This window comes from Polymorphobacter sp. PAMC 29334, from assembly GCF_019431245.1.
In the GTDB taxonomy this organism is placed as follows: domain Bacteria; phylum Pseudomonadota; class Alphaproteobacteria; order Sphingomonadales; family Sphingomonadaceae; genus Polymorphobacter_B; species Polymorphobacter_B megasporae.
Genome location: NZ_CP080245.1, coordinates 23,792 through 47,964, shown reverse-complemented (window position 1 = coordinate 47,964; position 24,173 = coordinate 23,792). Strand labels below are relative to the sequence as shown.

At 64.8% G+C, this 24,173-nt stretch carries 29 protein-coding genes; 4 read left to right on the top strand and 25 right to left on the bottom strand.

Annotated features, from left to right (window positions below):
- Nucleotides 1–33 precede the first annotated feature (33 nt).
- From KZX46_RS21435 to KZX46_RS21315, 25 genes are all read right to left on the bottom strand, one after another.
- A complete protein-coding gene (locus KZX46_RS21435) occupies nt 34–1,470 on the bottom strand; it encodes a conjugal transfer protein TraH (protein ID WP_219777409.1) in 1,437 nt (478 codons plus the stop codon).
- A gap of 176 nt (nt 1,471–1,646) precedes the next feature.
- Nucleotides 1,647–1,895, bottom strand: a complete 249-nt coding sequence (locus KZX46_RS21430; protein ID WP_219777323.1) for a hypothetical protein — start codon at nt 1,893–1,895, stop codon at nt 1,647–1,649.
- Between the two features lie 76 nt (nt 1,896–1,971).
- The gene (gene traF / locus KZX46_RS21425) at nt 1,972–2,847 is read right to left on the bottom strand and encodes a conjugal transfer protein TraF (RefSeq protein ID WP_226896341.1); all 876 of its coding nucleotides are present in this window, start codon (nt 2,845–2,847) and stop codon (nt 1,972–1,974) included.
- Nucleotides 2,840–3,205: a hypothetical protein gene (locus KZX46_RS21420; protein WP_219777322.1), complete on the bottom strand. Its 366-nt coding sequence runs from the start codon at nt 3,203–3,205 to the stop codon at nt 2,840–2,842. Before KZX46_RS21420 ends, traF begins: the two co-directional genes overlap by 8 nt.
- Before the next feature lie 16 nt (nt 3,206–3,221).
- On the bottom strand, nt 3,222–4,910 hold the full coding sequence (locus KZX46_RS21415; protein WP_219777321.1) for a conjugal transfer protein TraN: 1,689 nt from the start codon (nt 4,908–4,910) through the stop codon (nt 3,222–3,224).
- Entirely contained in the window at nt 4,910–5,467 is a 558-nt protein-coding gene (locus KZX46_RS21410; RefSeq protein ID WP_219777320.1) for a DUF2726 domain-containing protein, read from the bottom strand. Before KZX46_RS21410 ends, KZX46_RS21415 begins: the two co-directional genes overlap by 1 nt.
- A complete protein-coding gene (locus KZX46_RS21405) occupies nt 5,464–5,880 on the bottom strand; it encodes a hypothetical protein (protein ID WP_219777319.1) in 417 nt (138 codons plus the stop codon). Before KZX46_RS21405 ends, KZX46_RS21410 begins: the two co-directional genes overlap by 4 nt.
- Nucleotides 5,881–5,969: 89 nt before the next feature.
- A complete protein-coding gene (gene trbC, locus KZX46_RS21400; RefSeq protein WP_219777318.1) occupies nt 5,970–6,758 on the bottom strand; it encodes a type-F conjugative transfer system pilin assembly protein TrbC in 789 nt (262 codons plus the stop codon).
- Nucleotides 6,758–7,792, bottom strand: coding sequence for a conjugal transfer pilus assembly protein TraU (gene traU / locus KZX46_RS21395; protein WP_219777317.1), 1,035 nt, complete (start codon nt 7,790–7,792; stop codon nt 6,758–6,760). Before traU ends, trbC begins: the two co-directional genes overlap by 1 nt.
- The gene (locus tag KZX46_RS21390) at nt 7,789–8,214 is read right to left on the bottom strand and encodes a hypothetical protein (protein WP_219777316.1); all 426 of its coding nucleotides are present in this window, start codon (nt 8,212–8,214) and stop codon (nt 7,789–7,791) included. Before KZX46_RS21390 ends, traU begins: the two co-directional genes overlap by 4 nt.
- Complete coding sequence (locus tag KZX46_RS21385) at nt 8,211–8,462, bottom strand: hypothetical protein (RefSeq protein WP_219777315.1); 252 nt, start codon at nt 8,460–8,462, stop codon at nt 8,211–8,213. The genes KZX46_RS21390 and KZX46_RS21385 overlap by 4 nt, the downstream gene beginning before the upstream one ends.
- Nucleotides 8,459–9,145, bottom strand: coding sequence for a type-F conjugative transfer system protein TraW (traW, locus tag KZX46_RS21380; protein WP_226896340.1), 687 nt, complete (start codon nt 9,143–9,145; stop codon nt 8,459–8,461). The genes KZX46_RS21385 and traW overlap by 4 nt, the downstream gene beginning before the upstream one ends.
- Entirely contained in the window at nt 9,130–9,324 is a 195-nt protein-coding gene (locus KZX46_RS21375) for a hypothetical protein (protein ID WP_219777427.1), read from the bottom strand. Before KZX46_RS21375 ends, traW begins: the two co-directional genes overlap by 16 nt.
- On the bottom strand, nt 9,321–9,881 hold the full coding sequence (locus tag KZX46_RS21370) for a S26 family signal peptidase (RefSeq protein WP_219777314.1): 561 nt from the start codon (nt 9,879–9,881) through the stop codon (nt 9,321–9,323). Before KZX46_RS21370 ends, KZX46_RS21375 begins: the two co-directional genes overlap by 4 nt.
- A complete protein-coding gene (locus KZX46_RS21365) occupies nt 9,871–10,077 on the bottom strand; it encodes a hypothetical protein (protein WP_219777313.1) in 207 nt (68 codons plus the stop codon). The genes KZX46_RS21370 and KZX46_RS21365 overlap by 11 nt, the downstream gene beginning before the upstream one ends.
- 2 nt (nt 10,078–10,079) lie before the next feature.
- Nucleotides 10,080–10,568: a TrbI F-type domain-containing protein gene (locus KZX46_RS21360; RefSeq protein WP_219777312.1), complete on the bottom strand. Its 489-nt coding sequence runs from the start codon at nt 10,566–10,568 to the stop codon at nt 10,080–10,082.
- Nucleotides 10,565–10,933: a hypothetical protein gene (locus KZX46_RS21355; protein WP_219777311.1), complete on the bottom strand. Its 369-nt coding sequence runs from the start codon at nt 10,931–10,933 to the stop codon at nt 10,565–10,567. Before KZX46_RS21355 ends, KZX46_RS21360 begins: the two co-directional genes overlap by 4 nt.
- The gene (gene traC, locus KZX46_RS21350) at nt 10,914–13,469 is read right to left on the bottom strand and encodes a type IV secretion system protein TraC (RefSeq protein WP_219777310.1); all 2,556 of its coding nucleotides are present in this window, start codon (nt 13,467–13,469) and stop codon (nt 10,914–10,916) included. The genes KZX46_RS21355 and traC overlap by 20 nt, the downstream gene beginning before the upstream one ends.
- Nucleotides 13,470–13,653: 184 nt before the next feature.
- On the bottom strand, nt 13,654–14,856 hold the full coding sequence (locus KZX46_RS21345) for a hypothetical protein (RefSeq protein WP_219777309.1): 1,203 nt from the start codon (nt 14,854–14,856) through the stop codon (nt 13,654–13,656).
- 112 nt (nt 14,857–14,968) lie between these two features.
- Nucleotides 14,969–15,802, bottom strand: coding sequence for a DsbC family protein (locus KZX46_RS21340; protein WP_226896339.1), 834 nt, complete (start codon nt 15,800–15,802; stop codon nt 14,969–14,971).
- Entirely contained in the window at nt 15,799–17,265 is a 1,467-nt protein-coding gene (locus tag KZX46_RS21335) for a TraB/VirB10 family protein (RefSeq protein WP_226896338.1), read from the bottom strand. The genes KZX46_RS21340 and KZX46_RS21335 overlap by 4 nt, the downstream gene beginning before the upstream one ends.
- Before the next feature lie 3 nt (nt 17,266–17,268).
- Nucleotides 17,269–18,078, bottom strand: coding sequence for a type-F conjugative transfer system secretin TraK (locus KZX46_RS21330; RefSeq protein ID WP_219777308.1), 810 nt, complete (start codon nt 18,076–18,078; stop codon nt 17,269–17,271).
- On the bottom strand, nt 18,075–18,644 hold the full coding sequence (locus KZX46_RS21325; RefSeq protein ID WP_219777307.1) for a type IV conjugative transfer system protein TraE: 570 nt from the start codon (nt 18,642–18,644) through the stop codon (nt 18,075–18,077). Before KZX46_RS21325 ends, KZX46_RS21330 begins: the two co-directional genes overlap by 4 nt.
- Nucleotides 18,645–18,650: 6 nt before the next feature.
- Complete coding sequence (gene traL / locus KZX46_RS21320) at nt 18,651–18,938, bottom strand: type IV conjugative transfer system protein TraL (RefSeq protein WP_219777306.1); 288 nt, start codon at nt 18,936–18,938, stop codon at nt 18,651–18,653.
- Nucleotides 18,939–18,972: 34 nt separating this feature from the next.
- Nucleotides 18,973–19,290 carry a hypothetical protein gene (locus KZX46_RS21315; protein ID WP_219777305.1) on the bottom strand — a complete coding sequence of 106 codons (318 nt, stop codon included), beginning with the start codon at nt 19,288–19,290 and terminating at the stop codon, nt 18,973–18,975.
- 584 nt (nt 19,291–19,874) lie between these two features.
- On the opposite strand from KZX46_RS21315, the gene KZX46_RS21310 reads away from it, so the two are divergent.
- From KZX46_RS21310 to KZX46_RS23095, 4 genes are all read left to right on the top strand, one after another.
- A complete protein-coding gene (locus KZX46_RS21310) occupies nt 19,875–20,825 on the top strand; it encodes a HEPN domain-containing protein (RefSeq protein ID WP_219777304.1) in 951 nt (316 codons plus the stop codon).
- A 373-nt stretch (nt 20,826–21,198) separates the two neighbouring features.
- Nucleotides 21,199–21,759, top strand: a complete 561-nt coding sequence (locus KZX46_RS21305) for an RNA polymerase sigma factor (RefSeq protein WP_219777303.1) — start codon at nt 21,199–21,201, stop codon at nt 21,757–21,759.
- A gap of 12 nt (nt 21,760–21,771) precedes the next feature.
- A complete protein-coding gene (locus KZX46_RS21300; protein WP_219777302.1) occupies nt 21,772–22,749 on the top strand; it encodes a FecR domain-containing protein in 978 nt (325 codons plus the stop codon).
- Between the two features lie 144 nt (nt 22,750–22,893).
- The gene (locus tag KZX46_RS23095) at nt 22,894–23,928 is read left to right on the top strand and encodes a TonB-dependent receptor (RefSeq protein WP_226896337.1); all 1,035 of its coding nucleotides are present in this window, start codon (nt 22,894–22,896) and stop codon (nt 23,926–23,928) included.
- Nucleotides 23,929–24,173: the final 245 nt, after the last annotated feature.

The window sequence follows — 24,173 nt, the reverse complement described above, 5'->3', positions numbered from 1 at the left end:
CTCTCCCGCGTCCTGCTCAGCCCGTCCGTATGATTAGTTGACGATCCCGTGCGCGCCGACCTGACGTGACCAGTCGACCGAGGCCGACATCGCCGGCGTCATCTGCGCCGCCAACGTCGACTCGAGGAACGCGGTCTTCTGGATGATCTGCATCAGCGCCGAGACCTTGGCCTGGGTGTTCGCCTGCCGCTGCGCGAGCGCGGTCCGCGTCGCGACGAAATTTGTCTGCCACGCTTCCGCCTTGACCCCGTCGGCCGCCGACAACGACGAACGGGTCTTGCCGATCTCGGACATCAGCTGGTCGAGAACCGACGTGAGCAGGTCGATCGAGGTGATCTCGGCCAGCGTATCCGAGTCACTGCCGATCGACGCCCCGCGCCCCGCCGCCGCCTGCACGGCAAGAATCTTGTAAAGTGGCAACGACGCCACCTGCAGCAAGGCGATCTCGGGCGCGGTCAACGCCGTGTCGGTCTGCATCTTCGACGCCATGTCCTCGATCAGTGTCTTAACCCGAAAGCGGATCGCCTTGTTCGCCGCGAACGCGATCGGCTGCAGCGTCGGTGCCACACACGGATCCGGCGTGTCGCAGGTCCACACCTTGATCGCGCCGGTCGTGTCGGTGCCGTCGAGCAGCGCCGTCACCAGGGTCGACGAGACGTCACCCGCGATCGTGTTGTAAACACCGGGATCGTCGTCGCCCGGCGGCACGTAGATGATCGTCCCGACCATCGTCATGACGTATTGCGCCAGACTCGTGTCCATCGTGCCGCCGGGTGCGAAGAAGTCGGACTTCTCCATCATGTGCCAGGTGAAGTTGATCGGCACGCTCATCGCGGCGACGTCTTTCATGTTTGGGTCGGCAGCCGCTGCCGCCAGTGTCGGCTTGCGACTGCCACCATTACCGCAGCCGGCCATCGACGCGGCCATGTCCGAAAACTTGCCGCTCGAGTTGCCGAACTGCTGGCAGATCTCGCGATCCGCAGTCTCGGACTTCGGCCAGACCGAGCCGACCAGCGCAGCCGCCGCCTGACAGCTGTTGATCTGAAGGTTGTTCATCAGCTGAAGCTTCTGGCTGATTTCCTCCATGACCTTCGAGCACTCAGGGCAGACGGTATCGATCGCCAGCTTGAAGGCGAACCCGAGCGAGTTGTTGGCGATCGACTTCAGCAGCGAGATCATCTGCGCCGAGTTGATGAACGAGAACGACCCGGCGAACACGTCGATGCCGCCGCAACCGGCGGTGACCTTCGGCAGCTGGATGTTGGCGAGGCTGACGTTCTTCTGCGGGAAACGCGTCCAGACGTTGCCTCCCGAGTAATAGCCTGCTTCCTGGCCCTGGTACGCGCTCGGTCCGGTGACGTTGGCCGCCGCGCCCATGTCGTTGAAGTAGCCGTCCATCGCGCCGGCGACGTCGGCGCGTGCCGCCGTCGTCGCCAGCGGGTACAGCACGAGGTTGGCGACGGCGAACATGAGCAGCACCGGCGCGGCATGACCCGCGGCACGCGCGACGAGGCGCGGGAGCGACGAAGGGCTGATCTTGGTACGCAGCCAAATCAGCAAGCGTGCAAGGTTACAGATCGGGCACAGCGCCATATAGAGCGCGACGAGGCCCCTCACCGCCATCCCCGGCAGCGCCGCGAGCGCGATCATGAACCAACGAGGGGAAGTCGCCATTGTACTCTCTCCAAGGATTCTTCAGCGGCAACGACCTTCGGGTCGTGGCTCCACTCGATGTCGCCGCGTTTCGTGAGTCTGCCGAGCACCATCGGGCCTCGGCTGATTGTGCCGTCGGCGCTGACCGACACCGCCGTTTCACAAGTCTTCGGCGCATTGTGGTCGAGCACAGCGAGCACGATGGCGAACGCGATCAGTGCTGCCGGAATACCGAACAGCATCTGCTTCCAGAACGGTACGGGCCGAGCCAAGAGCTCGGTCAGACGTGGCGCTTGCCGCCACGGAAGATGGGCAGGCTTAATAATCACTGCCGGGCTTCGTCTGGGTGAGGGTGTAGATCCGGTCCATCAGCTCGTCGGCGGCGATGACGCCGTAGCCGATCGGCACCGCACGGTGCGTGACAGTGTCGAACAAGACCACCGCCGGCGTGGCTTTGGAGGTCAGTCCCATGCGCTCGCGCTGGCCGCTATCGACCGAGTAACGGGTGAACACGTCCGACGGACCACCGTCGGTCGAGATCGCCATGACGTGCAGCCCGTGACTGTCGGCAACCGACTTCAGGATCGGCGAGAACACATTGCACGCGCCGCATGACTGGGCGAAAAAGTAGAAGATGCCATAGCGCTCGCCGAGGCGATTGAGCGAGCGGTCCTCGTCGGCCTTCCGCGTCGACAGCCACTGCGCCTTGGCGACGGTGCCGACCGGGCGCTGGAGGGTGTAGTCGAGGTCAGGGTTCTGCCACACCGCGCGCTGCCAGACGTCGGAGAACATGCTGGCGCGGTCGAGCTGCTGCCGCTGAAACTGGATGAACGCCGTGATATTCTCGGTCGACGGCTCGAGGATCGCCTTCGCCTTCAACTCACGCAACTCGGCGGTGACCTTCTCGAGGCGTTGCGCCGCGGTCTCGGACGGGGCCGCCGGCGCTGCTGGAACGGCCTCGGCGACCTTCGGCTTGGGCTTGGTGCAGTAGAACCACGTCCCGAGCTTGCGCTCCGCGCAGTAGAAATCGCTGCCGCCGGTTGGCTCCTCGATCAGCCCGCCGGTCGTTGCCGCCGGCGCCGTCGACACAGCCACCGACTGCGCCATCGCCGGACCCGACGCCAACATCGCGAGCGCCGCAGCGATCAGCGCCACGCGCAACCGGCTGCGGCCAGCTCCAACACGGTCAATCATCATCATCCTCCTCATGTCGGCGCGTCGTCAGCGCGAAGACCATCGACGCCTTGAAATACTGACCCGTGGGGTCGACGAGCCGGATGAAGCCGCTGAAGGCGGCGTAGGTCACCTGCTCGCCGGCCAAGGTAACGAGGACCCGCGGCGCTTCCGTCGGGTGCGGCTCGAGCCAGCCCCGCTCGATCATCCGGTTGTAACAGGGACGCAGGTCGAACGGTTCGACCGGCACGCGGAACCGACGTGCGAACTCGGCGGCGAAGTCATCAAGCTCCGCTGTTCCAGCCCGCATAAGCAGCATCGCCATGCCGATCTCCATGATCGTCATCCCCGCGCTGTCATTGAACGCCACGTCGGCCATGTATTGTCCGCCCCCTTCATGGATGGTGTGTTGCAAAATAGTCGGTGATCTTGGTCTGGAGCGCCGTCGTCGTGGCCATCTCATCGGGCAGCTTCGCTGCGTCGGTGAACTCGGCGTAGACCTCGCGAAAATCCATCTTCGACAGATCGAGCTGCTGGAACTCGGCAAGCGTAAACCCGGGGCAGGTTTCCTTCGCGGGATCGCCGTAGGGCTTGCCGATCTGTGGACGGCCCTGCTCCTGGAGGATGCGGCTGATCTTCGACAGGTAGCAGCAGTGCGCCTCCTTCTTCTGGAGGCAGATGCCGAACAAGGTATGCTTGGCGCAGTAGCTGCCGACGAGGCTGCACAGGCCCTTGTCCTGCTTTGTCTTGAGCGTTTGGTCGGCCGCGTTGCACCCGCCGAGCAGCGGCAGCCCGCGTGGCACACAACAGTTGATCAGCCCAAAAATTGCCTTCTGGCAGGTCTCACGCGAGCCCTTGAACAGGCTCAGGCTGTTGGGGTCGAACTCCTTGCCCGCCTGGCTCGCCGCGTTGAGCGCGACGACGGCGTTGCCGAAGTCGGCATTTGGGGTGCGGACGATCGTGTCGCACTTGCCGTCGAGGCAATAGACGTCGCCATTGCAGATCGCCTGGGTCTTATCGGCCGGACCCGGCGGCACCGGGCATTTGTAGACCCGGTCGGTCGTCGTGCACGGCAAGCCCGGCGGCGACAGGCAGTCCTCGCGGACGAAGGTGCACTCGAGCGCCTCGAGATTGCTGCAGTCGCTACTCGGCGACGACGAGAGCCCGCCACCGCAGGTGTAGGTCCGGCTGAACGCCCAGCACGGCTGCGTGACCGCGACCCCGTTGACAACGCGGGTAACCGGCGTGCTGTCGGTGCAGATGTCGGGTGCCGCCTTGCACGTGCCATCACCGGCCCAGCTCGCGCACGCCGAGGTGTCGGTGATCGACCCGGTATAGACCGAGCTGGTGCCGAGGAGCTTGCCGCCCGGCACGAGAACCGGACACGACAGCCGTTCGATCGGATCGCCGGGCTCGGTACAGTTGCCCGGAACGCCCTGCAGGCACTTGCCCGGACGCGTGCCGATGATGCTGCACGACGAAAACCCCGGCAGCGCGCAGTCGTCGGTCTTGTTGTGCTTATAGTCGCCGTCGGTGCACTCGTAGCGGTTATCGGTCTTGAACTGCGGCGTGACCGGGATCGCGCACAGATGATCGACCGACGCGGTGACGGTATAACCGGCGTTGCAAGTTGCTTCATACGTCGCGCCGGACGGAACACTCGGCGGCAGCGGTACGCACGCCCCCTCCGTCCCCGAGACGCCGAAACCCGAGACGTACTTCATCGGATCGGCGGCGACTGTCTTGCCGCGTGCCACAGTCGCGTCGAGGTCGACCTTGGCGAACTTCGGGCGATTGGTGACCGACGAGGTGACAACCTGGTAGCCGGTAGTACCCGGCGCAGCTGCGGCGGCCGCCGGCGCAAGGGTCGACGGCGACGTGTAGTAACTCATCTCAGGCGGGGCCGCGGCCGTGTAGCCCGGGACAGTCGCCGGGGTGGGTGTCGTCTTCGCCGACGACGCCGCGCGCGGCCGCAGCAGCGCACCGAACGCCTTGCCGTCGTCGTGCGCCGTCTGCCCAAGAGCCATGCCGCCACCGAACGCCGTCAACGCAGCGACGACCAGCGCGAGGGACCTTCCCCGCATCACCGGGCAAGCCGCGCCGGGCCGATGGCCCGAACATTGGACGTGACGTCCCCGAACAGCCGCGCCCGAAGCGACCGCGCATCGAACCGGTCGTTGACCGAGATCCGAACGACGTCATAGCCGCCGCACGCCATCAGCGCGTCGCGCGCGGCGTCCTTGTCCACGTTGTGCGACCGGTCGTCGAGCTCGACTACGGCGACGACCTCGCCGGTCTGCGGGTCGACCACGACAAAATCGACGACCTTCTGCGAATAGCGACCGTAGTTCGACCACCAGTCGCTGCGCGACAGGCCCGAGACCGGCTTGAGCATCGCGCCCATCGCGACCTGGCTGAACACGGCATGGTCGGGCACGGCGGCGACCAGCAGCCGCCAGAACCGGACCTCGGTGGGTGTGAGCAGCCGCTTGCGCTCGATACGAAGGTGGTCGTGCGAATTACTCGCTATCCGGACGACTACGAGGATGACCAGCACAACGACAGCGATAACAATGACCGGCTGCAGCAAGTTGAGCATCGACCTTGCGATGATCGAACCCACACTGTGAAGATCAGTCATGCCCACGGCCCTCCCGGCGCGGCAAGTTCCGCCGCGCGCCGGGTAATCGGCGGACCGAGCCGTCGGCGAATACTGCCGACGTCAGGGACCGTCGCCGATCCGACAACAAAGACCAGATGACCGTTCGCAGCGAGCGGTTTGACGCGGAGGGCTTCGGCTTGGGCAACGTGCTCGTCGTGAGCGTCGATCAGCTGGATGGCGCCGAGAATGGCGGCCGAGCTTCTGTCAATAATTATAGCAAAAAGCAGCGGCGACCAAATCCACTCGTCGATGCGTTTGAAATCAAGCGGCCCGCCCAGCGCGATAACCGGAACCTTAGCAACGACGTCAAAGTCCGCCAGGGCTTCCTGAAGCGTTTCGTGGATCGCGGTTTCGACCGTCGTCAGCTCACGCATTCTCTGGAACATCGCCACCTGCGACTTCCACACGCGCCTCTGACGATACCATGGTACCGCCGCGACAACCCACGCGACCGATCCCACCGAAAGGAGCTCCACCAATGTCACGAGCGGCCTCCGCGCTTCAGCCGCGCGAGATAGACCTTGGCGGCCGCCGAGCCCGGACCGCGGCCATCGGCAATCGTCGTCAGCGCATAATCGGTGGTGACGTTACCGGCGAGGCGATCGTACGGCGGCAGCGGCGTCGTACAATGGAACCCGGCGCACGGCTCGATATCGCCGGCCGTGACGACGTAGGTCGGCACTGCCTCGACGTTGAACGCTCGGAACAGGCGTGGATCGATGCCGATGCCGTCGATCTTCTCACCCTTGTCGAACGCCGGGGCGAGTCCGGCCATGAAGTCCCTGACCGAACCGTTCTTAAACCCGCGGAACACGACGACGCCGCCAGCCTTGGTGACATCACGGAACAACGTCTTGAGCGACGGCACCGGCATCGACAGCGAGGCGAACACGATCAGCTTCGGCCGCTCGAGCTTGCTGCCCGCTGCTGCCGCATCGGCACCGGCGATCATTGCGTCGAAGTCGAACGCGCCTTTGGCTCCACCAGTCTTGACCGACCCGACGCGGGCGCGATTGGCCTGGGCGGCTGTCCGGGTGTCGACCGCCTGCTGACGCAGCGCCTCACCGCGCTTGCCGACCTCGGATGAGAACGCGTCGAGGTCGTGGGCCTGGGCTTTCGCCCGCGCCCGCGCCGCGCCGATGTCGACGCCCTCGACGACCTGTCCGTCAGCCGGCGACGCCCATGGCAGCAATGCAGCGTCGACGACGAGCGCCGCGAGCGCGGGAAGGAGGAAGGCCAGTGACGGCGGCAGGGGAGAGCGGCGGCGCATCACAACACGCAGCAGTTGCGCTTGCGCCAGACGAGGTAGCCCATGTCCTCGCCGATGACGGGAAGCATCTGACCCGAACCGACCGCCGTCGTCGCGCCGATCGGCGGGCAGGTCCCGGGGCCGAACGTCGACGGCACCGGGTTCGTCATTTGGAAGCGGTACTGAGACTTCTGCATGATCGGCTGCACGTACGGCGCGCAAAGCGCCTTCTCGCCCGCCGTGCCCAGAGCAATCGCCTCGCGGTGAAGCTTGAATGCGAACCGCTCGAGCGCGAGGCGGCTGCCTTGGACGTGGCCGTACTGCGCCGAGTTGTTGCCGTTGAGCGGGTACATCGTCCCCTGACACCCGGCGCACCAAAACAGCGAGTCATTAGGAAGATGGGTCGATGACAGGGCACAGTCGGCGGCACACGCCGCGACTGCGAGCGGGTTCGCGAAGATGACCGCTTCGGGGTTGATGATCAGGGTGAGCTCGCTGTCCTGCCACAGCGGGTCGATCTCGGTCAGGTAGAGAATGTCGATCGAGCCCTTCTCGAGGCAGATCCAGTCGCCGATGAGCTCGAGCCAATAGATCAACGGGTACATGTACCAGTGGATCTGCCAGCTACCGTTATTCTGCTGGCCGCCGCCGACAGCGCTCGGACCGGCGAGCGTCTTGTGACCGATGTCAAAACCCGGATCGAGCTTCATCCCGCCGAGATTGACGAAGCACCACGGCTTCATCGTCACATCGGCAAGCCGAACCGGCTCCCAGAACCCCATGGCAATGCCGATCCGTGGAAACGGCGTCGAGCATGCACAGACCGGCAATGCCGGATTCGACGTGTCGGCGTCGGGCGATGGCCAGATCGGCAATGCGCCGACCGACAACGGGAACAGGCAACCCCAGCAAATGTCGGTGATCGGGTTGACGAAGTGTCCGGTACAGACCCCGGGCGCGGCTACCGCCGCCGGCGTCAAACCAAGGCCACCAAGGGCAGCGACACCGATCAGCAGACGCGACACGGCGCGAAAGAGCTTCGAGCGCCGGATCATCGTGGCATCCACCCGGCCGCGCGCCGGCCGAGGCTGACGGCGCTGCGCCACAGCTGCGTGAACACGCCGACCGGTTCGGCGGTACGTCGGTCGAGGACGATCCCGCCCCTACCCTGCCGGCGACGCAGATCGATGCCGCGCACGACCCCGTCGATGTGCGCCGCCTCGCGCGCCGGCGTCCAATACGCTGCCTCGACCCTGCGGCGCAGAACCCAGTACAGCGCGACCGTCACGATCGCGCCGAGCATCGCCAACGCGACGAGCGCGACAGCGTAAATGCTGAGCTGCCGGATCGGCTCAATCCCGATTACCCCGAGCGCGCTTGCCACGCACAGCGCCGCACTGACGATCCGCAGACGACGGAGGTATGGCGGTTGCGGTGCCGGCGGCGTCGCCATGCGGCTATGGTCGATCATGTTCATGGCCGGCCTCCGGTCGTCGCGTTAAATACCGACGCCCGCGCCGGCACCGAGTGACCGCGACGCAACTTGCGGCGTGCGTGGGGCGCGCAACTTGCTGCGATCGGCGGCAGACACAGACGGCGGCGCTCGGCCTCGAGCGTAACAAGCTGGCCGGCGTCATCGAACACACCGACCTCGAGCCACAGCCCGGGATGCATGGCGAGCCACCGCCGGAAACCATGATCGCGGGTGAGCACGTCGACAGTCATGATGCCGCCTCACGGTGCGCGGACACCCGCGGTGGGACCAGTTCGGTGATCTTGAGCACCCTGCCCGCCTGCTCGACGACGGCGGGTGTATGCCGGATGCCGAACTTGGACGTCAGCTTGCCGCCCTGGTCGAAATAGACGCGGCGTTGTTCGGCCTTCATCACGGTGAAAGGCGAGCCACTGGTCAGGATCAGCTTGGCATTGAGGATCGTCGTCGACTTGATCGCCCAGCGCAGCTGCGCCGCGTCGTCAGCGTCGATGAACACGAGACTCTGACGAAGACCGACAGTGTCGAGCGGATTGACCTTGCGTCCCTTGGCGATGATCAGATTACCGCGATTGTCGAAGATATCGCTGCCGACCGTGATCGTCGGGTCGTAGGTCCACGTTCGCATCGTCGTCGTTGCGGTCAGCCCCTCGACCGGCGGCGGACGCTTGACCTTGGCCTCGGTCCGCGCGGCAAGCGTCTTGTTCATCGCCGCGATCTTGCCCGACGCCTGCGCCGCCATCAGCCGCGCCTCGATCGCCGCCAAAAGATCGGGCTCGATCACCGGTGAGGTCGGCCCGAGCTGGCCATAGTCGCGAGCGGCTACCGTGCTTGCAGCCAAGCATGCCAACATGGTTGCGACGACGACCGACGACGGACGCGGGGCGATGAAAGGCAAGGTCAGTAGACGAGCCATTCCAGCACCTCCGCGCCACGATAAGTCGGGCGGTCACCGACCTCGGCGAGGAAGGCGTCACGGCCGCCCTCGACGTCGTGCTTATCGATCTCGGCAAGCGCCTCATCGCGGCTGACCTCAAGGTCCCATGCTTCCCACATCGGGACGCCAGACCGGACCCAGGCGACGGCGACGGTCACAGGATCGCCGTACCCGTGCCGAACACGCGCTTCATGCAGATCCAGCCGATCGCCGCGTAACGGCTGTCGAACCCGTCCTTGTGGCCCGAGCCGACGTAAAAACAGCCGCGCGGAATGACCCCGGTCGGACCGAGCGCGAGCGGCTCTCCGCGGCTCGAGACAGGTTTTGCCACCGACACTTCGCGGCCGTTGACGAAGAAGGTCCGGCCGACGCGGGTGACGACATCGCCCCCAACCCCGTAGACGCGCTTACCGAACGTCGGGTGCAATCCAAAATGCGCGGTCAGCAACGGCGACGACGGCGGATCGAAGAAGACCAGCGCGCCACGGGCAGGCTCATGGCTCTTGTCGAGGACAAACGCCCAGTTCGGCAGCGAGGTGGTCGTGTTGATCAGGATCGTGTGGCTGTCGCGCCAGTCGCCAAGCGATGAAGACGCGGCGTAAATTGCAGCCGCGCTAGCGATGAGGCTATAGAGGCGACGCCGTCTGCCGGTCCAGAAACGCGGCTCATGGTCAGACGCCGCCACAACAGAACCGCCCGGGGGATCAACCGACATCGGTGCCTCCGATATGATCGCCGGGTTCAGCCGCAGAGGCGTCGACGTAATCGAGGGGGCGGATGTAAAGCAGCACGCCCACGATGGCACCGGCGACGCCGATCGCCGTCGCCGGGGTCAAGCCGACGATCATCCACGCCACGCCCGAAGCGACGATCGTGCTGATGACCAGCAGCAGGAGGAAAGCCGGCGACATCGCTACTTCCCACCCATGGCGGCTGACACCTGGACCGCCTTCAGCTTCGCCTCGATGTCGGCCTTTACCGCCGGTGTCACATCGGGAACCGACCCGCCGGCGACCGCCTCAGTGACGAGAACGGTGTAACCCTGCTCGGAGAGTCCACGGACCGCCGCCTGGGTCGCGCCAACATAGAGCTTGGTGCGGAGCGCCGTGATCTCCGGCGACCCGGCGTTGTGCGATTCGGTGGCGATGTAGTCGTGGAGCAGCGACGACAGGCTGACCGAGACGATGCGGTGGGACCGCAGCGCGAGGATCTCGCGCGTCTGCCACGCCGACAGCAGCGCCAGCAGGAGGATCAGACCGCCAAGGACGATCGTCGCGATCGGCAAGCCGGCAAAGGTGCGCGGCAAAGTCGCCAGCGCTGTCGGGGTTTCGCCCAACGGGTGCGCGTCATCGCGCGGCGGCGCGTCGAAGCCCGGCAGGAAGAGGGGTTCGGTCGCGCTCATGCCCCCTGCCCTTCGCGCAGCGTCCGACGCAAGCGGCTGACAAAGACGGGGCCGCGAACGGCGAGCGTCAGCCTGAGGACGACGGCGAAGACCTGGACGAGCTGATGCTCGAACGTCGCGCGACGGCCGAGATCGGCGGCGTTGTAGCGCGACGCGAGGTTGTCGAGATGGAGGAAGAAGGTGTCGACGTGCCCATGGCTGATGACGATGAACATCGCCACGACACAGCCGAGGATGCCGAGCAGATTGCCCGCCAGCCACCCGGCAGTGGTTAGCGCGATGTACGCAACATCGGCACCGACACCATAGCGGCGCTTTGGTACGACCCCGGCGACTGCTCTGGCCTTACTCCGCAGCGATAGCATAGGACACCTCCTCTTGCGGGTAGGCGACACGCTCGATCGCCTCGTCGACGGTCATGCCCTGCGCCATCAGCGCCTCGATCTGGGCGTACGTCCCCGGGCTGCTCGAGTAGGCAGTGGCCGAAAACGGATCGAGCACGAGACGACCGACCGCCTGGGTTTCGGGACCCTTGATGAACACCTCGGAATACTCGGTGCCGTTGCGCTTGAGGCTCCGGATCAACGTCTCGGTCGCGGCGTCCATCTCAAGCCGCTCGTGCTTCTTGAAGTCGGCAATCGTCTCCGGCTTCTGCTGGAGAACCAGCATCCAGTCCGAGTTTTCGAGGGCGGCCTGCGCGCCGGACGACTTGTAATAGTCGTTGACCGACTGGGTCGCGGTGCACAGCGAGCCGCCGTACTTGCGGCAGGTCCGGGCATAGGCCTCGACAAAATCGGCGGTGCTGCCGCCCTTGAGCATCTGCCACGCTTCATCGATCAGCAGCATCTTCTTCACGCTGCGCGGCGTCCGCGTCATCATCTGGGTCGTCATGAACATGATCGTCGTCAGGACGACGGCGCGGAGCTCCTCGCGCGTCGACAGATCGCTGAGCTCAAACACGGTGAAGTCTGACTCGAGCTTCAGCGTCGACTGACCGACGAAGAAACCGCCATAGGTGCCGCCCTTGCAAAACGGCGACATCGCCAGCGCGAGGTTCCTCGCATCGCGGTTCTTCGTCTCGGTGAGAGCGGCAGCAACGTCGTGGACCGAGCCGGCGGTGCCGAGCGTCTCCCAGACGTGATTGACGGCAGTGTCGATCAACCCGCGCTCGGTGTCGTTGAGCTTGTCGATAAACCGCGCCATCTGACCGACGATCGACTTGAGCATCGACAGGCAGTCGAGCTTGTAGTCCTCGTCCTCCACGACACGGTCGGCATCGACCATCGAGAACGGGTTGAGGCAGAACCCCGACGACATCGTAAACTCGATGAACGCGCCGCCCTGGAGCTTGACCGAGTTCATGAAGCTGCGGCCGTCGTCAATTACGACGACCTTGGCCCCGGCTCCGCACAGCGCAGCGCACAGCTCCTGGAGCAGCACCGACTTGCCCGAGCCGGACTTGCCCATGATCGTGACATTATGGTTGCCGGCACCGTTCTCGAACGGCGACCAGAAGAACGGCTGCCCGCGGCGGCCAACGAGGAGCAGGTGCGGCACCGACCCGCCGAGATACTCGCCCTGCATCGGGGCCATGTTCGCCGCCGTCGAGGTCAGCATCGTCTTGAACCGCTTGAGGCGTTCCATGTCGGCGCCGAGGCCGTCGCCGAGGGTCATCGGCAATGCCGCAAGCAGCCCCTGGATCTGGAGGAAGCGCTCGTCCATCAGGTCCCACCCGGCGGAGCGATAGATCGACTTCAGCGTCCGCTCGTTGCGATCGCCGTCGCCGTCCGCCGAATACGTGGTGATGCCGTAGTGGAGCTTGACGACCTTGCGCCCTTGCGTGAGCTGGTCCTGGACGTGCTTCCACTCCGCCGACTGTTCGCGGATCTTCGGCATGTATTTGGCACCGCGGCTCTCGGCTAGACCGGTCGTCCGCAGGACCTTGTAACCGGCCTTGCCGCTCGACTTCTGCTCATCGGGGTAGCGCAGGCATAGCACCGTCGCCGTCGGACACGGCAGCCGCAGCTTGTCGGAGAACAGATCGCCGATCAGCCGGGCGCACTCCCACGGCGTCCACCGCGCCGGGAAGTTGCGGACGCCGAAGTGACGGATATCGAAGGTATCGGGGTAGACCTCGCCGATCTCGGCAACGCCGTCGTCATCCTCGCCGGTCGGACGAAACCGCTCGGTCCGAAGGATCAACCGGTCCTCGTGTACATGAATCTCGATGTCGCGCCGGATCGCCTGCTCGGCGATCGGATCGAGCTCGTTGTAGTCGACCGCCTCGTCCTCGCTCGCCGTCGTCGGCGATGTGAGGTCATCGACCAGCGCGATCAGCCGAACCGGATCGACGACGGTCGCATTGGCGTCGAGGCTGCGCAGAACGCTGATCAGGCCTTCGCGGCACTGAACCAGCTCGTCGCGCGTCGCGTTGGCCTTGTGATCGACCGAGACCGAGATGACGACGCGGTGATTACGCAGATGGAACGGCGCATCGACCGAGAGCGACTGCCACACCCCCGCGAAAAAATGATCAGCGCGATGACGCGCCATGCGGCGGTAGAACGCGCCCGCCTGGTAGCGTGGCAGAAACCATGCACCCATGTTGCGGGCGATCCGCGGGCTCGACCACGACAGGACCTGAACGTCAGCGCCTTGCGGCATGGCCTCCTGAAAGAACTGCGCGAGGACCTCGCCGGTCCGCTCGTCCGAGCCGACAAACGGTGGAATCTCGATGGCAAAGCCGTTCGACCGGGTGTTGAGGAACAACCCTTCCTTGGCGTCGAACGAGCGATACGGCAGAAAGCTCGACAGCATGTCGAGATGGATGATCGGCCGCACGGAGTCGACTTCGGCATTCTCGCCGAACACCGCGCCGGCAACCTTGCTGACAAACGTCATATCGGTGCACCGTCGACGGAAGGATCAGCGCGACCTTCACGGCTACCGGAAACACTGCCGATTACCGTCCCGGTCGGCGTGACCTGAGCAGCGAGAATGTGCTTAACCAGCGCTGACTTTCCCGATCCGGTTTTGCCGAACGGCATTGAATGACATCCCTCAGGCACGAGCTTGCGTCTCACCTTCATCGCGGTGCGCCTTCGCTCGACGACGCGGCAATGCCGACCCCCGCGAACAGCGACCCGAGACCAGACGGCGTCGCCGCCTTGGCATCGACCCGACCGAGCCTGACCTGCTCGGCTACGATCGGCGCGGCCATCGCCGACACCCGTCCGGCAGCGACCTTCGGATCGGTGGTAGGCGCGAAGCTCGACGGCACGACCGCCGGCCCGGCAGCCGTGACAACAGCAGTCGTCGCCGCTGGCGCGACAGGCGCGGAAAGGGGTGCTGCGGCAGCGGCGGTCGCAAGCGGGGTCGCGGTCCGCTCGATCGCAGCGCGGTTGAGAGCGGCCGTCGTTCCTGGCACCGGTGCCGGGGCGGCGGACACACCTGGAGCGGCGGTCGAGGCCGTGACCACCGGGCACGGTAAAGGACGCAGTCGCCGATAGGCGTGGCCATGCCACCAGACCGGGCGGTAGCCAGTGCAATGACTGGCTGGTGCGCCAGGCTCATCGACCGAAGCTGGCGTCACGTCGGGGGTATCGAAGTTGGGATCGAGCCCGCTGACCGGACCCGCCGACGCGGCTGCGGCTGCCTCGCGCAGGTCGATCGCGCCGGGCGAGCGCATCATCGAGAGGCGCGTCACCAGCGCGACCGTCGCCGCCGACGTCGCCGTCGGCGTCACCGCTGTAGCCACGACTGCTACATCGCCTTCGTTTCTCCGCGCTTGCGCTGCCCGCCCGGCGACGATCTCGTCGAGCGTCGCGAGCTTGCTGGGTTGTACGCTGTCAGCGGCGATGGGCTGCGAGGTCGCGACCTGAGTGCCGACGCCCGAACGACGCGCGCCGCCGGTCAGACCATCGGTCCAGGCGCCGCGCTCGACGACCGCATGGGCGCTCGCCTCGTCGTGATAGATCCCGCTCGCGTCGATGTGCGCGGGGAAGACGACGCGCAAGACCCGGTCAGCGGTACGTCCCGGAGGCGAGCCATCGGCCGACGCAGTGACCGCCCTGCCCTCGCGCGGCATCGCCGGATCGACGATCCCGCCAATCGGCTGAGCGGTCGCGCCCAACCCGGCAACCGCCTTGGCGTCGATCGACGTCATCGGCGCGCAGGTCCCGTTAGGTGCGCGGCACGAGAAGTCGCCGTGCATATTGGTACCGCTGGTCATGCACCCGGCGAGCGGCACCAGCGATCCGAGCAGTGCCAGTCGGACAACAACACGCATTACCATCTCCCTGAAAAAAGCACGTCGAGGACGGCGGCGACCGATGCCGCGGTGAGCACCCAAAAGGGGCGGACGACGAAGCCGAGCGCACCGAAGAGCAGCGCCAGCTGGTTCACGCGGCACCGCCCTTGACCCAGGCCGCAAGCTCGGCCGCTGGGCGGTAGCCCTCGATTACGCTGCCATCGGCGCGAACGATGATCGGCGTGCCGGCAAACATATGCCGTCGTGCGAACGCCTCGTTGGCGTCGAGCCCCGAGGTGTCGCACTTGGCGACATCGGTCGTCGGCTCCTCATGGCGATAGGCGTCATGGAGCGACGCCACCGGGTTCTTCGAGCAATAGACCTTCTCACTCAGCGCGCGCGTGCCGAGGACCGAGATCGGGCGCTCCTCGACGCGAACGCCGATCGTCGCGAGAGTCTCCGACAGCTTCATGCAGTACGGGCAATGAAAGTCGGTGAAGACAACGACCTTGGGACCTGCAGCCGGACCCCAGCGGATAGCGCCGCCAGCGGGAAGCTCGGCGAGGGAAATCTTGGTCGGCGCGGCGCGGACACCCCCATCACCCGCAGCCGGTTCATTGTGCGCAGCGGCACCGAGCAAGGTGTCCGGGTTGAGCTCGAGCAGCTTGGCTGCCGTCAGATCGGTCCGCGTTTCCATGTCGTAGACGCGACCGATGACCAGATACCGGGCGTTCTTGTCAGTGTAGAACAGCGTGTTGCCCGCACTCACCTCGCACAGTCCGGTCAGCTTGTTGCAATCGACCGCCGTGATCTTCGTCTTCGGCAGTCGCTTTGCGAGTGCCACCCGGAGCGAGGTATCCGCCCTTCCAGCGGCAAGCGCTGGGACCATGCCGGTCAGGAGACCGATGACAGTAGCGCCTGCCAGAACCGCGGCAGCGACGCCGGATGGCGAGCGAACAAGCCGCCCAAACGATGAACCGCTCACTTGCTGCTCCTCACGTAGACGCCGTCAAGAAAGACGATTTCGACATCGATGCCGGTCGGCATCTCGATCACGGGCTGGTATTGTTCGGCGCGCTCGATCAGGTACTTGCTGACCATATCGCCCGCCTTCGACACGCCCTCGCCGAGGCCGCCGGCGGCGATCGCACCCGGTCCGAGCAACTGGCGCTGGCCGTTTACCGTGACATTCGAGCCCTGGAGGACGGAGTCGGTGTTGGCGGTGAAGGCACGGCCGAACCCGCCGGCGATACCGGCAAGGAATGCCTGACCGATCAGCCCGCCCTCGCGCGTGACCACCCTGCCCCGCACACCGGTCTTGCCGCCGAAGCTGATGAAACCCTTGACCTCGCTGACCGCGACGCGACCACCCGGCTGATCGCAGGTCATCTTGGCGAGCTTGACATAGATCTTCTCGGCCGAGAGGTCGCCACGCGCCGCACCGTTGACGATACAGCCTTCGAGCTTGGTCGTCAGGACGCGGCCGTTCTGGACGACCGATCGCGCTGGCCCGGTGATCCGGAGCACGACGGGTAACGGATCGGTCTGCGACTGGACCCCAGCGGACGCATCGACGCCGACGATCACCTTCGCGGTGGCGTAGGAGTTGGGCGGTAAATAATCGACCGAGTCCTCGACGACCGTTGGCGGTGCGTCGGGATGCTCGAAGCGACCGCCAGCAACGCCGAGGTCCTTCGCCGACGCGGCGGTGCCGGCAGCTCCGGCAGCACCGAAGCTGATCGTCTTGACCTCGGCGATCATCGGCATGCCGCCGACGGGTCCGCCCGGTCCGGTACCGTAACCCGATGCCAGCGGATGACCCTGCGCGTCATAGCCGCCGGCCGCGCCGTACGGCGGAACCGAGCTACCCGCGACACGGAAGGGCTCTCCGCCAGCGCCGCCCTGACCGCCCGCGCCAGCACCGCCGCCCTTGCTCATCGCAGCGATCTGCGCCGACTTGGCCTTGCTGTCGGCGTCCATGACCTGGATCACCTTCTCGCCGTTGGCCTTCATCGCCGCGTTCTGCTGCTGCAGGTCGGCGATCTGCTGCTGCATCGACTGGACCTTGGGAACCTCGCCCTCGACCGTCTTAAGACGCTGCGACTGCTCCGACTGCAGAACCTCGGCCTGGGCGCGCCACGCCTTGTCGGCCATATTCTTGCCGACCATATCATCGGTCGCGATCTTCATCGTTACCGGCTGCGTCGGATCGCTCTTTGCAGCCTTCGGGTCCGAGCCAGAGAAGATCCACGTCGATCCCGCCACCAACGCAACGCCGGCACCGCCGGCGAGCCACATCGTCTGGCGCCTCTTGGTGCGCGAGTTGACCCCGCCGAGCGGATCGCGAACATCGACGCGGGGTTCCTTGGTGCCGCCCGCTCCGGCGCGCTTCTGCGGCCCGGCAGCGTTGTCGTCGGCAGCGGGCTCCGGGCGCTTGAAAAAAGCCATCGCTCAGTTCCCGTTCTGGCCGACAAGATAGGCGACGGTCGACTGACCGGGGCCGATCTCGGGCGTGGCGATAGTTACGGCGTAGGTGCCTTGCGGTGCGAGATCGGCCTCATGCAGCGTGACCGCAGTCGTACCTTTGTTCTCGACCCGTAGGACCTTGCCGAGCATGTTCGCGCCGCGGTACTCGGCGATCAGGCGAACCGAGAGCGTGCCGACCATCGCCGGGCTCGAATTTGGCTGGCGAACCTCGTAGCCCTCGACCGTTGCCGAGGTCGCCATCGCCTTGATCAGACGAACCGCGGTCTCCTCGACCGGCGTCTGCGCTTCCCACTCCCGCGCCTTCGCCTCGGCAAGACCCGGGTTGGTGACAAACACCTGCTGCGCCTCGACGGGCGCGACGGTGCAGGCGAACTTGTAGACGTAGCCCTTCTTCGACGTGGCGAAAAAGTTGATCGTCTTGGCGGCATAGGTTTCGGGGACCGACAAATAGATGTCGCCGCGAACCGGCTCGTTGACGACCGAAAAGTCGTTGTACGGCACGCCAGTCGCGACCTTGTTGAGGCTGGCGAACTGGTCACCGACGAGGCTGATCCGCGTCAGATCCTTTTTCGAAGCGACGCACTCCACCCGGGCGTTGTCGCCCGCCATGCGGTACTGGTCCGCGAACGCTGGCCGCCCGGTGAACATCACCCCGACCGCGAGCAGCCCGAGCCCCGCGCCTTTGAGGCGCGGCTCAACCCGCGCGATCGTGCCAGCGACGTAACTGACGCCGCCGGTGATGAAGCCGACGATCCCGGCATCGGGAATGTTCATGACGATGCTCCCGGCTTGTCGGCGACCAATTCGCCGAACTCGATCAGGCTGAGCGACAGCCCGGAGTAGGACCAGCGGAAGCGGAAGGTGCGATTATCGCTGGCGATCACCTTGCTGCCGACATAGGTCGTGACCGTACCCGTGACCTCGGAGATCACCTCTTTGGGGTCGACGGTCATCCGCGTCATGGCGAACGCCTGCGCGACGTCTGACCCCTTCTGCTCATTGACGATCTTGACCAGAGCCGCCTTGACCCGGCCATAGGCGGCGGGGTGGACGACCTTGAGCACCTGCTCCATCCAGTAATCGAGACCCGACGGCGTGCGGTTGAGCACCATCACCGCGGTGTCGCGTGTGACCAGCTCGAAATATTCCGGGCTGACACCGGCCGAGCTAAGCGTCAGCGGCTTCGACAGCACCGGCTGCAAAACCATCTCGCGGTCCTTGGTCGACAATGCGAGAACCAGCATCAGGACAACGCCGATCAGGGCGAGGGCGAAGACCGCCAGCATGTTGCGCTGCTTGAGCAGCGACTGCGAACGGCCATGAGCGATCTCGGCGAGCATGAGCCCCTACCCCGCCAACAGGCGGCAATGAGAGGGCGGAGTCAGCTTGAGACGGACGAACGATCCCGGCAGATACCAATATGCGGCGTGCAACAGCCACGATGAAGCTCGGCCGGCTTTTGCTTTCCTCAGGCCGAACCACGCCACCCCTGCAATTAAGAGACCGATGAAGATATGCCGGGAAAGAATGCCCCAGCCAAACGGCACAACCATCGCCAAGAACTCATCGACGGTCCACAGACCGATGAGCTCCGGATCGTCGAGCCGCTGGGGCACCTGATATTTGTCTGTCACGCGCTGACCCCGCCCTCAGAGTTGCAAAACCCGGCTAGATCAGCGCGGTGACGGCGGCGGTGACGATCGGCACGCCGGTACCGACGCCGACACCGACACCGACCGGGACAGCGATCTGGCCGAGGCTGAAACGCCCCGAAGCCATGCCGATGACACCGCCCGCAAGGCTCATGACGGTGATGATCTTACCGCCCGAGCCCTCGAGGAAGTCGGTGAACTTGGTCAGCGCAGGTGCGAACGTGGTATCGGCACCTGCATGAGCAGCGACGGCAGCGACCGCACATACCGCCACGCCGACGGCGAGATCGGCAAGCCGGCCTCTCGTCGGTAGAGCGAACGATTTCAAATTCATTCTCGCATTCCTTTCCCGTCAACGCAGCCACGTTGGCTGCATGGAGAAGATCGGCTGGAACGAGCGAAGTGTTCAAGCAAACTGCGCGTATCGCAGTAATAGTCGGGCGATCTATTAAAAAATTGATCAGATTATTATTCGATCTGGATCTGCTGCGAATGATTGGTGCCACCGCTTGACCGGCGGTCCGCCTTATTCTGTCGGAAGATGAACTACGATTCGTCGTGATGACGATTCGAGAGCGGTCTGCGTCGAATTTGGAACTGTCGATAGTGCGGGGGTCTGGCAAAATCTGCCGACGGTCGTGTCTGCACCCTTTGCACGGTGGCACACGCCGCCGCTTGATCTGGCATCTTGCCAACGCTCTGGCAAATGCGCGCGCGCGTCCGTAGGTTGCTCATCGAGAGCAGCTGGACACCCCGTCGCTGGCATCGGGGCAAAGCTCGAAGTCGTTTGTCTTGCCAGCAGACGTACCAGGGTGCGCCAAGAAGCATCCGGAGTGCCTCTTCCTGTCACGGTGAAAGTACGACGGCACCGCGATCATCCTTGCCAAGCTTCCCTGCCCCGCTGATATCGTGAAGGCGATGAAGACCAGCCTGGATCATCTGCCGGCAGCGAAGCAGCGCGAGCTCGAACGCGTTGTCGCGATCCTGTTCGAGGAATTTGAGGCGGCTGCCCAACATGCGACCGGCAAGCGGGCCGCGGGAAAGATTCTCAAGGTGGTGCTCTACGGCAGCTATGCCCGCGGCGGCTGGGTCGACGAGCCGCATACGGCCAAGGGCTATCAGTCAGACTACGACCTGCTGATCATCGTCAACCAGGGCGAGCTAACCGACCGGGTCGCTTACTGGGCCGATGCCGAGGAGCGGTTGATCCGCGAGCTGTCGATCACCCGGACGCTCAGGACCCCGGTCAATTTCATCGTCCACACCTTGCAGGAGGTGAACGACGGGCTGGCGCACGGCCGCTACTTCTTCATGGATGTAGCGAAGGATGGCATCGCCCTTTACCAGTCCGACGACAGCGAGCTGCATACGCCCAAGCCCAAGACGCCCGAGCAGGCGCTGTGCATGGCTAAGGAGTATCTCGAGGAGTGGCTGCCGAGCGGGAGTGAATTTTTTGATAACTACCGCTTCAATCTGGAACAGCATCGGTACAACAACGCAGCTTTCCAGCTTCACCAATCCACCGAGCGCCTCTACCACTGCGTTTTGCTGGTGCTGACCTTCTACACGCCGCACGTCCACAACATCGCTTTCCTCCGCTCGCAGGCCGAGCGGCTCGACGCTCGCCTGATAGACGCATGGCCGCGCGACAGCCGCGAGCATCGGTCCATGTTTGAAAAACTCAAGGACGCCTACGTCAAGGCGCGTTACTCGAAGCACTACCAGATCGATGCTGCCGAACTGACCTGGCTCGGCCAGTGCGTCGAAACGCTCGGCCAGGCGGTTCATGCCGTCTGTTCCGACCGCATCGCGGCGCTTGAAGCCGCAGTCTCGTCGCCGTCGAAAGGCACCACCCGAGACGCTGCCTGACGAAAACTCAACACACAGAGCTTTAGGCTTGGTTTGGCTGCAAACCCTTTGTGGATTGCAGACGAGGCTTAAGCTCTAATTTTGGATGATTCCACCCACGCTAGTCCGTCCCCCGCGTACGAACAGGCTATTTGTCTCTTGCCAACTTGCCAGTGTCGCCGCAGAATCCAACGACCAGCCAGCCCTACCGGGTTTTCTGCAGGGAGCGATCCCGAAGCCAGGCGTCACACGCATCCGTCCTTCTGGCCGGGTGGCCGCGCACTACCGAAGTGCCCGCCTTTTGAGCGGTTGCCGTTCGATGGCCGCGCATCCCCTGACATTAGCATATCCGCCCAAACGGTGGAGCCCAGCTGCGTCGCCCGAGGGAGACAAGATGCCAATCGCACCAAATCTGCCAAGAATGCCCCACGCCGATACAACGCTTAGCCTGGAATCGGCCCCCGATCTGGCCAGCAGGTCGCTCGATACACTGTACCGACGTCACGCCGTGTGGTTGACCGGCGTGCTGCGCCGGACACTCGGCACCTTGGCTGCGGATGCCGAGGACTTGGTTCAGGATACTTATGTCCGCATCGGTCGCTATACTCCCGACGACGTCGCCCGCCATCCGCGCGCCCTGCTGCGTCAGATTGCTGTGAACCTTGCCCGTGATCACATGCGTCGTACTGTGGTGCGCGGTTGGTTGGCGCCGCTCGATAGCGATGGGGATGACGTCGACGTTCGGCTCGCGACCGCCGCGACACAAGAGGCGGATTTGCAACTGAAGAGGATCGTGCTCGCCCTGCCCCAGGCCTATCGCGACGTCTTCATGCTCAGCCGCTTCACCCGGATGAGTAACGACGAGATCGCCGCCCATTTCGCGATATCGGTAAAAACTGTAGAATGGCGTCTGAGCAAGGCATTGGCTCTTTGCGCCCAGCACCTCAAGGACTAGGCGACTGTCGCCATGACTGACCGCCCGGATGATCCAGAGCGCATCGCGCGCGAAGCCGCCGACTGGGTCGTGCGGCTCAACGGCCGCGCGATAGACACCGAAACCATCGAGACGTTCGCCCGTTGGCGGCGCGACCCGCAAAATGCTCAAGCATATCACCAAGTCGAGTCGGCGTGGAGCCGGGCGGCGACCATCGGTGCCGACCGGGATATTGCGGAGGCGACCCGTGCGGTGCTAGCACGGGGCGGCAAGCGTGGCATTACCGATACAGTGAGGATCCATGCCTTGGCCGGCGCGCTCGTCGCGTCGCTAGCGGTCGCCGCGGTCCTCATCTTCCTCGGCCGCCCAACAACATACGTGACCGCAGTCGGTGAGCAGAAACTTATCCGGCTGGCCGACGGATCGCGGGTCCACATCAACTCCGACAGCAGCTTAAGCGCGCGGGTCGATACGAAACGTCGCGAGCTCGAGCTCGAGCGCGGTGAGGCTTATTTCGAGGTCGCACATGATCCGTCGCTTCCCTTTATCGTCGAGACCAACCGCGGCCGCATTGTCGCCACAGGGACCCGGTTCGACGTCGATCGCCGGGACAATGAAACACGTGTCACCCTTACCGATGGCCGAGTTCGTATCTATGATGGCCCGGACGCCGAGGCTCGGCCTGCAGTCTTTCTGCGCCCTGGCGAAGCGATCAATCTCGGCCAGACGCCGCACGACAGGCCGCGGCCGGTCGACACCGAGGTGTCAATGAGTTGGCTCAGCGGACACCTCGTATTCCACCAGACACCGCTTGCCGTCGCCGTCGCCGAGATGAACCGGTACACCAATCGCAAAATCCGGCTTGATGTGTCAGGACTCAGGGATGCCGAGGTCGACGGTCGCTTCGAGATCGGCGATGTCGATGGATTTCTTGGTGCCGTGACCGCGCTTTTTCCGCTGCGCGCCGTGAAGGACACAGACGGTGGCATCACCTTGACTTCCCCCACCTGACGCAACCGTTCACGACGACTTAGGGTTGGCCGGGGGCTGATGCGTTTCCTGACTATCGCCAGCACAAAAAGTGCCCGCGACAGACGCCGGGGGAACAACGTGGGCATAACAGGATCAATCGGCGCCAGTCTTTGTGCTGTCTTGATGACGGCGGCGGCATGCACCGCCAACGCCGCGGAGCCTGCCGCGCCGAAAGCGGTGCGCATCGCCGCCGGGTCCCTCGACCGCGCGCTGCAGGATTACGCCCGGCAGACGCACCGCCAGTTACTCTACCGCAGCACTCTCGTCGCGGGCGAAAGCGTCAATGCCCTGAGCGGAACCTTCACTCCCGATGATGCGCTGCGGCGCTTGCTCGCAGGCACCGCGATCGTATTTCACAGTACGCGCGGTAATGTCGTCGTCCTCGATCGCGCTCCGCCCCTGGAACCCCACCACTCGCCCTCGGTGGCGCCGCCGAAACAAGCGCCAGACCGGATCCAGGTGCCGCCGCCCGGCAATCCGACCGCCGCCGACATCATTGTCACGGGCTCGCATATTCGTGGCCGCGATGCCGGTGGAATGCCGGTCACAGTAATTACGCGGACCGACCTCGACCGGCTCGGCCGGGCGACCCTCGCCGAGGCGTTCGCCACGTTGCCCGCGAATTTCACCGGGGCCGCAAGTGAACAGAGCGCGCTGACGCTCGCGGACGGTTCGGGAACCAACGCGAGCCTCGCGACTGGCGTTAATCTCAGGGGCCTGGGCGCCGGCGCGACGCTTGTGCTCGTCAACGGCCGCCGCCTCGCGGGCTCTGGAACGCTCGGCGAATTCGGCGACATCTCCAGCATACCGTCGTCGGTGGTCGACCGGGTCGAAATCCTGCTCGACGGGGCATCGGCGATCTATGGGTCCGATGCGGTCGGTGGCGTCGTCAACATCATTCTCAAGGATCGCTACAGGGTGCCGAAACCCGCCTCGAGGCCGGGATGGTCACGCACGGCGGCAGCCGTGAGGTTCAGGCAGGCCAGACGTTGGGAACGACATGGGCCACGGGCTCGGCGCTCGTCGCCTATGAATATTATCATCGCGACGCGCTCGCCTCGTCGGCCCGCGACCATGCGCAGAGTGCAGATCTGCGCCCGCTCGGTGGAACCGATCATCGGCAGTTCTACAGCCAGCCGGGCAATATCCTCGCCTTAGACCCGGGCACACGCAGCTTTGGGCCGGCCTATGCCATTCCCTCCGGCCAGAACGGGACGAGGCTCGCTCCGGGATCGTTTGTTGCCGGCACTGTCAACCTCGAGAACCAGCGGCTCAATACCGACCTCCTGCCGAGCCAGGACCGCCACAGCCTTTACGCCCGCGTCGTTCAGATAATAGGCGATTCCGTCACCCTGTCGCTCGATGGCCGTTATTCGTATCGCAGCTTCGCGGTTCGCGGGACA